The following is a 13,839-nucleotide window of genomic DNA, read 5'->3' on the forward strand; positions in this document are numbered from 1 at the left end:
AGGTATTTAATATTGATTTTTCAGCTGAGTGTAGTAGTAATAAATATAAAAAACGCACTATATATTGTGGTGAAAGTTATAGATTATTGGTGATAGTTAATTTTGTTGGATTATCATATTATCATGAATTTTATAGGAAACTCTAAAAATTAAGAAGTTACTAATAGGATTATTGGTTTTCATTAGCAGCTTTACAAAAATAAAAATGCCAAGGATAATAGAGGAACTAGTTCTCTACTTATCCTTGGCATTTTTTATATTAATTATTAAGTTTTAATATTAATACAACCATTTATATAATTGTTAATGAAATTATCAGACGAAAGCAATTAGATTATAAGGCTTCATAATAATTTTTAATTAATAATGAGTCATTTTCTAGTATTGGACTTTCGCAAATGATGCAGCCTTTAACATTGAAGTTTTTAAAAGCTTCTATGCAAGCTCTATAGTTAAAATCACTTTCTTCAAAAGGAAGATGATTTTTCTCTCCTTTAGCACCGTAATTTATACCAGACATATGTACATGTAAATCCTCTAAAGCCTCCATACCTAAATTATCTCCTACATAGGATAGAATTCTAGCAAAATCATCATAACTTTTTAAGGCTCCATTATACCTTGCATGCAAATGGGAAAAATCTATGCAAAGTTTAACATTGGGAACTCTTTTACAAAGCTCTACCAATTCCTCAAGAGAACCGAACTGGGTACCCTTGCCGGTGGTTTCAAGCCTATAATCTACTCCTAAGTATGGAAGTTTTCTTAAATTTTCTTCAATAGTATTAAAGGTTTCTTCTTTGGAATCTTTAAGATAAAAGCCCGGATGAAAAATTAAGCTTCTACCACCAACCTTTGATAGACCTTCTGCTCCTTTTATTATCCGTTCAAGAGATTGAAGTTGCTTTTCCTCTTCATCAGCATTGAGATTTATAAAATAGGAACCGTGGGCAGAAAGATAGAATGAATTATCCTCTTTAGCTTTTAAAACCTCGTTTTTATTCTTATCAGTTATATTAACAGAACGTACAAAAGGAAGTTCCATAGCATCTAGTCCTAAGTTTTTTAAATAAGGTATTCCAGTTTTATAAACAAATTTAGTATTTTCATTACCCAGGGGAAGCCCAGAAATACCAAATAATAATCTATCCATAGTAAATCACCTCTACAATTATTTTATCGTGAACAAAAGTTATAATTAATCTATCTATGAGATTAATTTAGTTTCTTAAGACCTATGATTAGGAATAAAATAAATTTTAATTTTGTAAGCTTATAGTCATGAAAGTAAGTGAGAAATAGCGCTGAAATAGAAAGGGAAAACATGACTACAGAAAGTATAACACAACTTAGTGCTATTAACAAAATAGGTTTCTATGCAAAGGTTAAACTACTTTATCTACTTAGAGGTTAGGGAATTGATTTATAAAGATTCAAAAAACCGTGTTACTATGTATTTGAGATTTTAAATGAAAATTTAAATTTCTATCTGATAAAATCACATAGGTACCCATAGTAAAAGTCTAAGTTTTTGGCATTAATAACCGAATAGTCGATTGAGGTATTTACATTAAGTTTTGCACAGATGCTGCAAATGCATAAAAAAGTCCCTTGACAGATGAATGTTCATTAGTTAAAAAATAGGCCTTTAGTGAATTCCATAAATTCACTTGCGAATTAAGAGTTGGTGAGTTTACTGGTAATTTTATAAAAGGTTAGTTATCTTTGAGTTCATTAGTGTATTTTGAGTTTTAGGATTTAAATACCTTAGTGGTATGTTTTTTGACTGTTGTTAAGATATCTTAATATATTTAAATACAACTACTCTAGTTTCATCGCGAGTTTTCAAGTGCTTTTCATAGAGCTATTCTTATTTAAGTTTACCATAAAAGGATTCCATAGGAGCAGTATCTCAGAAACTATCACAAAATACAGCTTTTTATAAAAATCTGATAGTCACAAGAGTCAGTAATAGAATCTTTTATGTTTTTTATTATTATGGTAAAATTCTTGTTAAGCTCTATCATATTCTTTTCACCTAGCATTGCTAGCTTGACATATTAATTATAGGTTATCTAAATTAGTAGTTTTTTTATTCGATAATGTTAATGGTTAATATATACTAGAACAGTGAGTGAGTTAAATATAAATCCTTATATCTAAACTAGACAAATACAAAATTTGTAGTAATTATAAAGTGAAAGGAAGAAGCAGAATGTTAAATAATTCAACGATATTAATAACAGGAGGTACCGGATCATTTGGAAAAGAATTTACCAAAATGATTTTAAGTGAATATAATCCTAAAAAGATAATAATATACTCAAGAGACGAATTTAAACAAGATTTAATGAGAAAAGAATTTTCAGCTAAATATCCAGATAAATTTAATAAGTTACGGTTCTTCATAGGTGATGTTAGAGATTTAGATAGATTATATAGAGCCTTTGATGGAGTTGATTATGTTATCCATGCAGCAGCAATGAAACAAGTACCAGCTTGTGAATATAATCCTTTCGAAGCCATAAAAACAAATATACATGGAGCACAAAATGTTATTGATGCTGCAATTGATAGAAACGTCAAAAAGGTTGTTGCATTATCTACAGATAAAGCTGTAAATCCAATAAATTTATATGGTGGCACAAAGTTAGTTTCAGATAAATTGTTTATTTCTGCAAATGCTTACGCAGCAGATAAGGGAACTATATTTTCAGTAGTGAGATATGGAAATGTGGCAGGAAGTAGAGGTTCAGTAATACCATTTTTCAGTTCATTAATTGAACAAGGGCACAAAGAGCTACCAATTACTGATGTGAATATGACAAGATTTTGGATCTCACTAGAAGAAGGTGTAAATTTAGTTCTTAAGGCACTTGGAGAGGCAAAAGGTGGAGAAACCTATATATCTAAAATACCATCTTTTAGAATATCAGATTTAGCAAAGGCTATGCTTAATGATGTTAAAATAAATGAAATTGGTATTAGAGAAGGAGAAAAATTACATGAAGTAATGATAACAAGGGATGATTCAAGAACAACTTACGAATATGAAAAGCACTATATAATATATCCTCATTTTGAGTGGTGGAACTTTAAAACTCATTTTACAGAAGGTGGAAAAGTTATACAAAATGGATATGAATATAATTCTGGAAATAATAATGAATGGTTAACGGTTGAAGATTTAAGGAGAGAGATGTATAGATTAGGATTATACGATGCCTACAAAAATAGTAATTTATCTGAAGTGGTTATAACTAAATAATTATAAGGAGTAAATATTATGAATAATTTAGCAATAAATGGTGGAATACCTGTTAGAAATAGTTTGTTACCATATGGGAAACAAACTATTGATGAAGATGATATAAATTCAGTAGTAGAAACTCTAAAAAGTGATTATTTAACTACAGGACCAAATGTGGCAAAGTTTGAAAGAGTTGTTGCTAATTATGTAGGTGCAAAGTATGCAGTTGCTGTTTCTAATGGGACAGCAGCATTACATATGGCTTGTCATGCAGCTGGGATAAGAGAAGGAGATGAAGTTATAGTTTCTGCAATTACTTTTGCTGCTTCAGCAAATTGTGTTTTATACTGTGGGGGAACTCCAGTATTTGCCGATATAAATCCAAAAACATATAACATAGATAGTGATGATATAGAACGTAAGGTAACAGATAGAACAAAAGCAATAATAGCTGTGGATTTAACAGGACAACCAGTTGATATGGATAGAATAGTAGAAATAGCTGAAAAATATAATTTAATAGTGATTGAAGATGGAGCGCATTCTTTAGGAAGTGAGTACAAGTCTAAAAAGGTAGGTACTCAAGCACATATGACCGAATTTAGTTTTCATCCTGTAAAGACAATAACCACAGGTGAAGGTGGAGTTGTAGTAACTAACGATGTAGAACTATATAATAAGATGATACTTTTTAGGTCTCACGGAATAACAAGAGATTTAAATCTAATGACAAAAAATGAAGGACCATGGTATTATGAACAGCTTGATTTGGGCTACAATTATAGAATAACAGATATTCAATGTGCATTAGGTACCAATCAAATGAAAAAGGTTGATGAGTTTATTAATAGAAGAAAAGATATAGTTAAAGTATATAATAGTGTATTTAAGAATTTAGATGGAGTTATTATTCCATTTGAGCCCTCTTATTCAAACTCAGGTCACCATATTTACATTTTACAATTAGAATTAGAAAAGCTCTCATGCTCAAGAAAAGAAATTTTTGAAGCTTTAAGAAGTGAGAATATAGGGGTGAATGTTCATTATTTACCAGTTTACCTACATCCATATTATAAAAAACTAGGTTATGAGAGAGGTCTTTGCCCAAATGCAGAATACATATATGAGAGAATAATAACGCTTCCGCTATTCCCAACAATGACAGAACAAGATATAAATGATGTTATAACAGCTGTAAAGAAAGTTATTAATTATTTTAGAAAGTAGGGAACAAGGTGAAAGTTGTATGTATAATCCAAGCAAGAACAGGTTCGTCTAGATTGCCAGGGAAAGTTTTAAAGCAAATATGTGGCAAATCGGTTTTAGAGCATGATATAGATAGACTAAAAAATGTTAAAAATATAAATGAAATAGTTATAGCTACTACTAGTAAAAAACAAGATGATCCCATTGTAGAGGAAGCAAATAGACTTGGAATCAAATATTTTAGAGGTTCAGAGGATGATGTTTTATCAAGATATTACTTTGCAGCAAAAGAAAATGATGCTGATATTGTTGTGAGAGTTACTAGTGATTGTCCTTTGATTGATCATTGTGTAACTGAAAATATTATACAATTTTTTATAGACAGAGCTGATGAATATGACTATGTTAGCAATACAATAGATAGAACATTTCCTAGAGGGTTGGATACAGAAGTGTTTAGTTATAAAGCTCTTGAAAAATCCTTCCTTAACGCTCAGAACTCTAGAGAGAGGGAACATGTAACGCCTTATATTTGGGGTAATCCATCTGAATTTAAAATTTTTCAGTATAAAAATGATAAGAGTTATTCAGACTATCGATGGACACTAGATACACAAGAAGATTATGAACTAATAACATTTATATATGAAAGATTATATGAAATAAATCCAGACTTTAATATGAATGATATACTGTGTTTATATGAAAAATATAGTGAATTACAATACTTTAATTCTCACATACAGCAGAAGCAATTTTAAAAGTAGGAGATTTTTATATGAATACATTTTCAAATACTGATTACGGAACTCTTAGAGAGGTTGATGAAAGAGATTGTGACCTTCTTTATCAGTGGACAAATGATATGGAAGTTAGGCGTAATTCTTTTTCCACAAGTAGGATTAAATACGAAGACCATGTAAGATGGTTTAGAAGTAAGCTAAATGACAAAGCTTGTTGTATGTTTATACTAACCATAGATAATCATGATGTTGGTCTTATACGAATAGATATAGTAAATGGTAATGGAATAATAAGTTATAGTATATGTAGTAATTTTAGAGAAAGAGGCTACGGCTTTAAGATAATCAAATTGCTAGAACATAAAATAGAAAAACAGCATATGAAACTAAAGCAGTTACACGCAGAAGTAAAACATAATAACATTGCTTCACAAAAAATATTTAAAAAATTAGGATATGAAGAGAAAGTAATCAGGGATAAACTTTTTTATAAAAAAACATTATAAGGAGGCGCCTATGAATGAGATAAGTATAAACGGAAAATCAATATCGGGAGATACCACTTGTTACATAATTGCAGAGATGTCAGCAAATCACAATGGAAGCTTTGAAAATGCAGTAGAACTTATAAAGCAATGCGCTGAAGCTGGGGTAAATGCTATTAAGCTTCAAACGTATACCGCTGACACTATAACAATAGACTGCGATAATAAACATTTTCAAATAAGCCAAGGGACACTATGGGACGGTAAGACATTATATGATTTATACAAGGAGGCATATACTCCTTGGGAATGGCAACCAAAACTAAAAGAAATTGCTGAAGAATATGGGTTAGCATGTTTTTCATCTCCATTTGACAAATCATCAGTAGATTTTTTAGAAGATATGAATGTAGAGTGTTATAAGATAGCTTCTTTTGAGATAACTGATATACCTTTAATAGAATATATAGCTTCCAAAAACAAGCCAATCATAATTTCTACAGGAGTTGCAACTTTAAGTGATATTGAAAATGCCGTAAATGCATGTAAAAAGGCTGGCAATGATAAAATTATTTTATTAAAGTGCACAAGTGCCTATCCAGCACCGTATGAGGAAATGAATTTAAGAATGATAAAAAGTTTATCAGAAACATTTGGTGTAGTCAGTGGACTTTCTGATCATAGTTTAGGCATAGAAATACCAATTGCAGCAGTAGCATTAGGTGCTAAAGTTATTGAAAAGCATGTTACATTAAATAGAGCTGATGGAGGTCCTGATGCAGCATTTTCTCTTGAACCTAATGAGCTAAAAGACATGGTAACAGCAATTAGAAATACTGAAAAAGCATTAGGTATAGTTAATTATAATCTAAGTGAGAAATCTAAAACAAACAGAGAATTTGCAAGATCTCTATTTGTTGTTAAGGATATTAAAGCAGGGGAATCCTTTACAGAAGAGAATGTTAGATCTATAAGACCATCGTATGGGTTACACCCCAAATATTTAGATGAGATAATTGGCAAAATATCAAAAGAGGATTTACAAAAAGGTACTCCACTTAGTTGGGATTTTATTGAGTAAGGAGGAGATACTATGAAGATAATTTTTAGAGTTGATGGTGGCACCAATATTGGAATGGGGCATATTATGAGAGCATTAGTTTTAGCGAGAGAACTCGCTAAAACTAATGAAGTTTTTTTTGTATGTAGAACTTCAAAAGTAAATAAAAGTAAATATATTGATGGTATTGAAAAAATAAAGCAAGAGATGTTTAAAGTAATTCAAGTTTCGGAAGAAAATCTCTTAAATGAATTAATTGAAATTGAGGCAGATATGCTTATTACGGATAGTTATGATGTGGATGAAAAATATTTTCAAATAACAAAGTGCTTTTTTAGCAAAACAGTCTATATTGATGATATGAACTTATACAAATTTGATGTGAATTTTATTATTAATCAAAATCTAGGTGCCGATAGGTTTAGGTATAATACTAATAAAGATTGCAGACTTTTATTAGGTAGCAATTTTACTATGCTAAGAGAAGAATTTAGAGATGCTCCTCAAAAAAAAATTAATAAAGAAGTTAAAAATATACTCATAACTATGGGTGGCGCAGATCCTAACAGAGTAACTGATTATATACTTAAATCTTTACATAATAAAGATTATAACTTTCATGTAATAATTGGATCAGCCTTCAATAGCAAGGAGGACTTGAGAACAAAATATGAAAACTTTGATAATATAAATCTGTATGAAAATCCAATAATGAGCGAAGTAATGGGCATATGTGATGTAGCTATATCATCGTGTAGCAGTACTGTATATGAATTAGCTTCCATAGGAATACCAACAATTGGAGTTGTAACTGTTCAAAATCAAGAGGCTATAGCAGAGGTAATGAATGAATATGGTATATTAGTTAATGTAGGATGGTACTATGATATAAGTGTTCGTGGACTTATTAAAGCATTTGATAATATTACAAATCAGTTTCAAGCTAGAAAAGAAATGGTAGATAGACAGAAAATGCATATTAATAAGAAAGGTGTATTCAATATAGTTAAAGAACTACTGGACATATATTAATATAATAATGTTTATAGACTTTCAAGTGATGTATTGGTAGATTAGTTAACTAAATTATCCACCATAAGAGAAAGGAAATACCTAATAAAGTTTCTTCACAATAAGCATCCTCAAAGATTATTTTAGTTTCCAGATTAATTGGCTTGAAAAGAAATCGATTTAATTGAAAGAATCACTACAGAAAGTATAACACAACTTAGTGTTATTAACAAAATAGGTTTCTATGAAAAGGTTTATGATTTTATTTATGAAAATTTATTAGAGATTTTTTTACTATAAAAAAATTACATCTTGTGCAACAGGGGAGTTTTCGTGTTATTATGTATAGGAAAGTACACTAGAAAGTAATGTGATTTTATACCTGCCAAGGCGATTATTAGTAATAGGAATAATGGATATAAAAAGTATTACTTTAGAGTTTGTAGCATATGAAAGCTAAAAAGTTAAGAAGGTGACAAGATGAACACTATATGGAGAGAAAAACCCTGCTCAATTGAACTTATAAAACAGCTCTGTGTAAAAACTAATATCAGTCCTATAACCCTAAGGGTTTTATATAATAGAGGAATAGATACAGAAGAAAAACTAAAAAAGTTTTTTAAAGGCTCCTTAAGGGATTTGCATAACCCATTTTTCATGAAAGACATGGAAAAGGGGGTAAATATAGTAAAACAAGCCATAGGAAAGGGAGAAAAAATTATTATATACGGGGATTATGACGCAGATGGTGTTACCAGTACTGTGGTTTTGTATAAAGGTCTAACAAAAGCAGGGGCAAAAGTTAATTATTACATACCTGATAGAGAACAAGAAGGCTATGGAATGAACTTAGATAGAATTGAGGAATTATATAAAGAAGGCTATAATTTAATTTTAACCTGTGACAATGGTATTTCTGCTGTTAATGAAGTTAGAAGAGTTAAAGAACTGGGAATGAAAATTGTTATAACTGACCATCATGAACTGCCTTTTATTGAAGGTGAGGACAATAGAACAGTGGTAATGCCTGAAGCAGATGCCATAATCAATCCTAAAAGACCAGACTGTGAATATCCTTTCAAGTTTTTATGTGGGGCTGGAATAGCTTTTAAATTTGTAGCCGCCCTATATGATGTTATGAATATAAAGGGAGAGAAAGCTCTGGAACTTTTAGAATTTGCAGGAATGGGTACTATTTGTGATGTGGTAGATTTAGTAGATGAAAATAGGATTATTGCTAGGGAAGCATTGAGGCTTTTAACAGCCTCTAAGAATAAAGGAATAAAGGCTTTAAAAGAAGTGATAGGAATTAAAGAAACAGTAAGTTGTTACCATGTTGGTTTTAACATCGGACCATGTATTAATGCCACAGGAAGGCTTGAAACTGCAAGTTTATCTGTAGATTTATTATTGTGTGAAGATGACAATGAAGCCAAGGCTATTGCAACTAGAATTCATACTCTTAATAAGGAAAGACAAGACTTAACTAACACTAGCGTAGAAGAGGTTTGTGAAATCATCGATAACTCTTCAATAAAAAATAATAAGGTTATAGTTGTTTATAAAAAGGATATGCATGAAAGTATTGCAGGAATTGTAGCTGGTAGAATAAGAGAGAGATATAATGTGCCAACTATTATATTAACAGAAGGTAAAGAAAGACCAAAAGGTTCAGGCAGATCCATAGAAGGCTATAATATGTTTGAAGAGATTCTAAAGTGTAAGGATTTGCTTTTCAAATTTGGTGGACATCCTATGGCGGCAGGGCTTTCTTTAGATGAAGATAAAATAGAAGAGTTTTCACAAAGGCTAAATGAAAATTGTAAGCTATCCTCTCAAGATTTAATTCCAGTGGTACCTGTAGATTCTCAGTTATCTCTTCAATATATTAATTATGAAGTAGTAAAAGAATTTAAAGAATTAGGTCCTTTTGGAAAAGGCAATCCATCACCAGTGCTCATGGCAAAAAAAATTAAAATTAAATACATTAAATTTTTAGGAAATGAAAATCAACATGTAAAACTTTTATGTTATATTCCCAATACCCCTAAAACTATTGAGGGTCTTTACTTTAGTAAGGGAGAGGAAATGAGAGAATTACTTGAGCACTACTTTGGACAGGGGTATATGAATTATATAAATACACCTGGTGATTTATACCTGGACTTATTATTTGAACCAGATATAAATGAGTTTAATGGGCAACGGAATCTTCAACTCAAATTAAAAGATGTTAAAATTTCAAGATAAATACATTTTCAACTTGGAAGCTTATAAGAATCTAGAGGAGATATTTGCACAGGGTTAATAGTAATTTATAGTACAAAGTATATTTCATCCTTTACAACACATAATAACATGGAAAATATTATTAAATATATGGAGGAGTGTTATTATGCCACTATCAAGAAATTCAAAACAAAACCTTGAAAAATCTGTTGGAGACATGCAAAATGCTCAAAGTTTTTTTACTGGTGATTACGAATATTTAATTACTGATAAAAAAGAAAATAAATTTGAAAATCAAAATAACAATTTAGAAAGAAACTTAGGAAGTAATAAAAAATAAAACATTGGCAAGGGAATTTCCCTTGCCAATGTTTTTATATTATAGATTTCTTTCGTAAGCTTCAACCATTTTCTTAACCATTTGTCCGCCTATTGATCCTGCTTCTCTAGAAGTTAGGTCACCATTGTAACCTTCTTTTAAATTAACTCCTACTTCACGTGCAGCTTCCATTTTAAATCTGTTTAATCCTTCTTTAGCTTCTGGAACTAAAACTCTATTTCTGCTTGACATATTGAATTCCTCCTTTTAAATAAAGTTTCAAATGAACTTTATTAATATAATTTAGTAACCATTGTCAAAGTTGAACGGAGCCTTAAAACTATAGATTTCTTTCGTAAGCTTCAACCATTTTCTTAACCATTTGTCCGCCGATAGAACCAGCTTCTCTAGAAGTTAAATCACCATTGTAGCCTTCTTTTAAGTTAACTCCTACTTCTTGTGCAGCTTCCATTTTAAATCTGTTTAATCCTTCTCTAGCCTCTGGAACTAATACTCTGTTTCTGTTTGACATATTAAATTCCTCCTTTTTAGTTAAGATTTTTATGAAGTTTTAAATATATAATTTTATTACTTAATTCTCTGAAAAGTCTTCTAACTATTCGTAAAAAGTACTTACTTTGTAAGTTGCTCTTCAGTGGAACATTTTAAGAATTTAAGAGAATTATAAGTAATAAGAATTACCAAAGTTAAGAGTAAGTGTTTTACTATAAACAGCTATTGGTTAAAGGTTTTGTTTGTTTTGCTGTTTATAATATTATTTTGTCCACTAAGTCTTTTTATATGTGAGAAAATTTATTCCAGTATAGGTTAAATAATGAACAATTTCATTTTGTTAAGTAACTTTCAAAGCAAATTTAGATCAAACAAAGGTATCTTTATGAAGAAAATGTGACTGTTACGCTAAAACAATTTTTATAGACAGAGCAATAGTTACTTATATAAGATAGCAAACTTGAAGTTTCCAAAATGTTGTTAAAACTGTAGAATTAAGTTTAATTAAAAACTTCCCTAGAAATAATTAAATACGAGCTGAATGTAAAAGAACTTACGCATATTTTACTCAAGGAAATCATTAATATAATTAAGTTATCTATTTTAAAAGTACTAATTAAATTAATAATCCTAAATTAAATTACTTTAAGTGGAGTAAATACTATGTATTCTTAAATGGTTGTATTTATTTCTTTATATATTTAAATCAATATACAGTAGATGTCTAAAAAATATGGAGTTTAATTTACATGTGAATAGAATTAGTGCTACTTATTATAAAAAATTCTCTTTTGCATAAAAAATAATAGGGATACACAGAAAGTGCATCCCTATTTGGACATTAGCTTTTAAGAAACTTTACTTATAATTTAAATCATTTTATATAAATTTTCATGGTATATAGAATAAAATTAATTATAAATGTTGTTTATTAAAAGATACTATATTAAATTATAGGTTTCTTTCGTAAGCTTCAACCATTCTTTTAACCATTTGTCCGCCTACTGATCCAGCTTCTCTAGAAGTTAAGTCACCATTGTAGCCTTGTTTTAAATTAACTCCTACTTCTTGTGCAGCTTCCATTTTAAATCTGTTTAATCCTTCTTTAGCTTCAGGAACTAATGCTCTGTTATTTCTGTTTGACATTGTGAACTCCTCCTTTGATTAAGCCTGGTAAGTATTATACTTACTCATTGGGCTTACATATTAGAATTAAACTAATTGAATTTTAGACTATAGGTTTCTTTCGTAAGCTTCAACCATTCTTTTAACCATTTGTCCGCCTACTGAACCATTTTCTCTAGCTGTTAGGTCTCCATTATAGCCTTGTTTTAAATTAACTCCTACCTCTTTTGCTGCTTCCATTTTAAATCTGTTAAGTCCTTCTTTAGCTTCTGGAACTAATGCTCTATTATTTCTGTTTGCCATCTTGAATCCCTCCTTTTCATTTGGTACTATTATTTTGACCCTTTATTTTAAAATTATTTTATAAAATTAGTGGAACTTATGGAATTTATTGCACCTTAATATAAATTTTAGTTTATTTTAACTCGCTATTTTAGTAACTTTAAATTAAAGTTAAGTATATAATATAACTGAAAGATTTAACATAGTAATGAGGGTATTATTATAATAAAGATAATAGAATTAGTTTTGTTAGATAATAAAGTAATATTCTTATTATTTCAGGAGGTTTCAAAAGTGAATAAAAAGAAAATCATAATGACTGGTGGAGGAAGCGCTGGACATGTAACACCAAACATTGCATTAATGCCAGCATTAAAAGAACTTGGGTATGAAATCCAATATATTGGAACTGAAAGTGGTATAGAGAGAAGTATTATCCAAGAAGAAAACATAAAATATCATATTATATCTAGCGGAAAGCTTAGAAGATATTTTGATATAAAAAATTTCACAGACCCTTTTAAGGTTATCAAAGGTGTTTTTGATGCAAAAAAAATACTAAAAGAGGAAAACCCAGATATAGTTTTTTCTAAGGGTGGCTTTGTATCTGTACCAGTAGTCCTTGGAGCTTTTTTAAATAAGATTCCGGTGATTATACATGAGTCAGATATAACCCCTGGACTTGCAAATAAGATTGCAATGCCCTATGCTACAAAGATATGTGTTACCTTTCCTGAGGCCTTAAATCATGTGAATAAAAAGAAATCAGTGCTTACAGGTTCTCCAATCAGAAAAGAATTACTTGAGGGCAGCAAAATAAAAGGAAAGAGTCTATGTGGTTTTAAGGATGATAAACCTGTTATATTTATAATGGGTGGTAGTTTAGGCGCTAGAGCCATAAATGACATGGTGAGGGATGGGTTAAAGGAATTGTTAAAGACCTTTAATATAATTCATATTTGTGGAAAAGGGAATATAGAGGAAGCGCTTAATAATAAATCAGGGTATGCTCAATTTGAATATGTAAAAGATGAGTTACCACATTTAATGGCAGCTGCGGATTTAGTAATATCTAGAGCAGGGGCTAATTCAATTTTCGAATTGTTAGCTCTTAAAAAGCCAAGTTTGTTAATTCCGCTAACAGCAAAAGCAAGCCGTGGAGATCAAATTTTAAATGCTGAGTCTTTTGATAGACAAGGTTTTAGTATGGTGGCTGATGAAGAACAGTTAAATTCTAATATATTAATAGATAAGGTAAATGAACTTTATAAGAATAAGGATAAATATATTGGATATATGGCTAAGAGCCAAACCAGGGATAGTATAAATAAAATAATAACTTTAATAGAAGAAAATAGAAAGCCTAGAGAAAAGTAATTTCTCTAGGCTTTTCCTTTTAAGGAGATTATAGTCATGTTAATTACTTTGATGTAGATAGAGTAATTGCAATTAAAATAGTTATAATCAAAGACAGGATGATGATATTTCATAGAATATGAAGAGGATTTCACTAGAAGAATAAACCTAAAATATAGGAAATCAAAGTCAAGACTTAACCCATGGATAAAACCTGCTTTGGTTCCCTTAATGCCTTTTGAAGATGAATGAAATTCATC

Annotated in this window: 15 protein-coding genes; 10 read left to right on the plus strand and 5 right to left on the minus strand. The window is 30.0% G+C overall.

Features of this window, described 5'->3' with window-relative positions:
• Positions 1-334 precede the first annotated feature (334 nt).
• The gene (locus B3040_RS09500) at positions 335-1,153 is read right to left on the minus strand and encodes a TIM barrel protein (RefSeq protein WP_291572593.1); all 819 of its coding nucleotides are present in this window, start codon (positions 1,151-1,153) and stop codon (positions 335-337) included.
• 138 nt (positions 1,154-1,291) lie between these two features.
• Here B3040_RS09500 and B3040_RS09505 point away from each other — a divergent pair, with 138 nt between their 5' ends.
• From B3040_RS09505 to B3040_RS09545, 9 genes are all read left to right on the plus strand, one after another.
• Entirely contained in the window at positions 1,292-1,414 is a 123-nt protein-coding gene (locus tag B3040_RS09505) for a hypothetical protein (protein ID WP_291572595.1), read from the plus strand.
• A gap of 801 nt (positions 1,415-2,215) precedes the next feature.
• Entirely contained in the window at positions 2,216-3,268 is a 1,053-nt protein-coding gene (gene pseB, locus B3040_RS09510) for a UDP-N-acetylglucosamine 4,6-dehydratase (inverting) (RefSeq protein ID WP_291572597.1), read from the plus strand.
• Positions 3,269-3,286: 18 nt separating this feature from the next.
• On the plus strand, positions 3,287-4,477 hold the full coding sequence (gene pseC, locus B3040_RS09515; protein WP_291572599.1) for a UDP-4-amino-4,6-dideoxy-N-acetyl-beta-L-altrosamine transaminase: 1,191 nt from the start codon (positions 3,287-3,289) through the stop codon (positions 4,475-4,477).
• 8 nt (positions 4,478-4,485) lie between these two features.
• The gene (locus B3040_RS09520; RefSeq protein WP_291572602.1) at positions 4,486-5,217 is read left to right on the plus strand and encodes a glycosyltransferase family protein; all 732 of its coding nucleotides are present in this window, start codon (positions 4,486-4,488) and stop codon (positions 5,215-5,217) included.
• A gap of 17 nt (positions 5,218-5,234) precedes the next feature.
• A complete protein-coding gene (locus B3040_RS09525; RefSeq protein ID WP_291572603.1) occupies positions 5,235-5,705 on the plus strand; it encodes a GNAT family N-acetyltransferase in 471 nt (156 codons plus the stop codon).
• 10 nt (positions 5,706-5,715) lie between these two features.
• Positions 5,716-6,765, plus strand: coding sequence for a pseudaminic acid synthase (gene pseI, locus B3040_RS09530; RefSeq protein WP_291572605.1), 1,050 nt, complete (start codon positions 5,716-5,718; stop codon positions 6,763-6,765).
• 12 nt (positions 6,766-6,777) lie between these two features.
• Positions 6,778-7,776 (plus strand): UDP-2,4-diacetamido-2,4,6-trideoxy-beta-L-altropyranose hydrolase, encoded by a 999-nt coding sequence (pseG, locus tag B3040_RS09535; RefSeq protein ID WP_291572607.1) that lies wholly within the window; start codon positions 6,778-6,780, stop codon positions 7,774-7,776.
• A 459-nt stretch (positions 7,777-8,235) separates the two neighbouring features.
• The gene (gene recJ, locus B3040_RS09540) at positions 8,236-10,005 is read left to right on the plus strand and encodes a single-stranded-DNA-specific exonuclease RecJ (protein ID WP_291572609.1); all 1,770 of its coding nucleotides are present in this window, start codon (positions 8,236-8,238) and stop codon (positions 10,003-10,005) included.
• A gap of 145 nt (positions 10,006-10,150) precedes the next feature.
• Positions 10,151-10,324 carry a hypothetical protein gene (locus B3040_RS09545; RefSeq protein ID WP_291572611.1) on the plus strand — a complete coding sequence of 58 codons (174 nt, stop codon included), beginning with the start codon at positions 10,151-10,153 and terminating at the stop codon, positions 10,322-10,324.
• Positions 10,325-10,363: 39 nt separating this feature from the next.
• On the opposite strand, the gene B3040_RS09550 is transcribed toward B3040_RS09545, so the two are convergent.
• The 4 genes from B3040_RS09550 to B3040_RS09565 all read right to left on the minus strand — a co-directional run bounded on the left by B3040_RS09550 (position 10,364) and on the right by B3040_RS09565 (position 12,244).
• Complete coding sequence (locus B3040_RS09550; protein ID WP_017415597.1) at positions 10,364-10,555, minus strand: alpha/beta-type small acid-soluble spore protein; 192 nt, start codon at positions 10,553-10,555, stop codon at positions 10,364-10,366.
• 88 nt (positions 10,556-10,643) lie between these two features.
• Positions 10,644-10,835: an alpha/beta-type small acid-soluble spore protein gene (locus B3040_RS09555; RefSeq protein WP_017415598.1), complete on the minus strand. Its 192-nt coding sequence runs from the start codon at positions 10,833-10,835 to the stop codon at positions 10,644-10,646.
• A 932-nt stretch (positions 10,836-11,767) separates the two neighbouring features.
• A complete protein-coding gene (locus B3040_RS09560) occupies positions 11,768-11,962 on the minus strand; it encodes an alpha/beta-type small acid-soluble spore protein (protein ID WP_017415599.1) in 195 nt (64 codons plus the stop codon).
• 87 nt (positions 11,963-12,049) lie between these two features.
• Positions 12,050-12,244, minus strand: coding sequence for an alpha/beta-type small acid-soluble spore protein (locus B3040_RS09565; protein ID WP_291572615.1), 195 nt, complete (start codon positions 12,242-12,244; stop codon positions 12,050-12,052).
• 273 nt (positions 12,245-12,517) lie between these two features.
• Here B3040_RS09565 and B3040_RS09570 point away from each other — a divergent pair, with 273 nt between their 5' ends.
• The gene (locus tag B3040_RS09570) at positions 12,518-13,600 is read left to right on the plus strand and encodes an undecaprenyldiphospho-muramoylpentapeptide beta-N-acetylglucosaminyltransferase (RefSeq protein ID WP_291572617.1); all 1,083 of its coding nucleotides are present in this window, start codon (positions 12,518-12,520) and stop codon (positions 13,598-13,600) included.
• Positions 13,601-13,839: the final 239 nt, after the last annotated feature.

The sequence above is a fragment of the Clostridium sp. UBA4548 genome (genome assembly GCF_002387895.1).
Lineage (GTDB): Bacteria > Bacillota > Clostridia > Clostridiales > Clostridiaceae > Clostridium_J.

Excerpts from the sequence above, each read along its gene's own strand:
- pseC (WP_291572599.1), top strand. The coding sequence starts at position 3,287 with ATGAATAATTTAGCAATAAATGGTGGAATACCTGTTAGAAATAGTTTG.
- pseI (WP_291572605.1), top strand. The coding sequence starts at position 5,716 with ATGAATGAGATAAGTATAAACGGAAAATCAATATCGGGAGATACCACT.
- pseG (WP_291572607.1), top strand. The coding sequence starts at position 6,778 with ATGAAGATAATTTTTAGAGTTGATGGTGGCACCAATATTGGAATGGGG.
- recJ (WP_291572609.1), top strand. The coding sequence starts at position 8,236 with ATGAACACTATATGGAGAGAAAAACCCTGCTCAATTGAACTTATAAAA.
- B3040_RS09525 (WP_291572603.1), top strand. The coding sequence starts at position 5,235 with ATGAATACATTTTCAAATACTGATTACGGAACTCTTAGAGAGGTTGAT.
- B3040_RS09555 (WP_017415598.1), bottom strand. The coding sequence starts at position 10,835 with ATGTCAAACAGAAACAGAGTATTAGTTCCAGAGGCTAGAGAAGGATTA.
- pseB (WP_291572597.1), top strand. The coding sequence starts at position 2,216 with ATGTTAAATAATTCAACGATATTAATAACAGGAGGTACCGGATCATTT.
- B3040_RS09550 (WP_017415597.1), bottom strand. The coding sequence starts at position 10,555 with ATGTCAAGCAGAAATAGAGTTTTAGTTCCAGAAGCTAAAGAAGGATTA.
- B3040_RS09545 (WP_291572611.1), top strand. The coding sequence starts at position 10,151 with ATGCCACTATCAAGAAATTCAAAACAAAACCTTGAAAAATCTGTTGGA.
- B3040_RS09500 (WP_291572593.1), bottom strand. The coding sequence starts at position 1,153 with ATGGATAGATTATTATTTGGTATTTCTGGGCTTCCCCTGGGTAATGAA.
- B3040_RS09565 (WP_291572615.1), bottom strand. The coding sequence starts at position 12,244 with ATGGCAAACAGAAATAATAGAGCATTAGTTCCAGAAGCTAAAGAAGGA.
- B3040_RS09560 (WP_017415599.1), bottom strand. The coding sequence starts at position 11,962 with ATGTCAAACAGAAATAACAGAGCATTAGTTCCTGAAGCTAAAGAAGGA.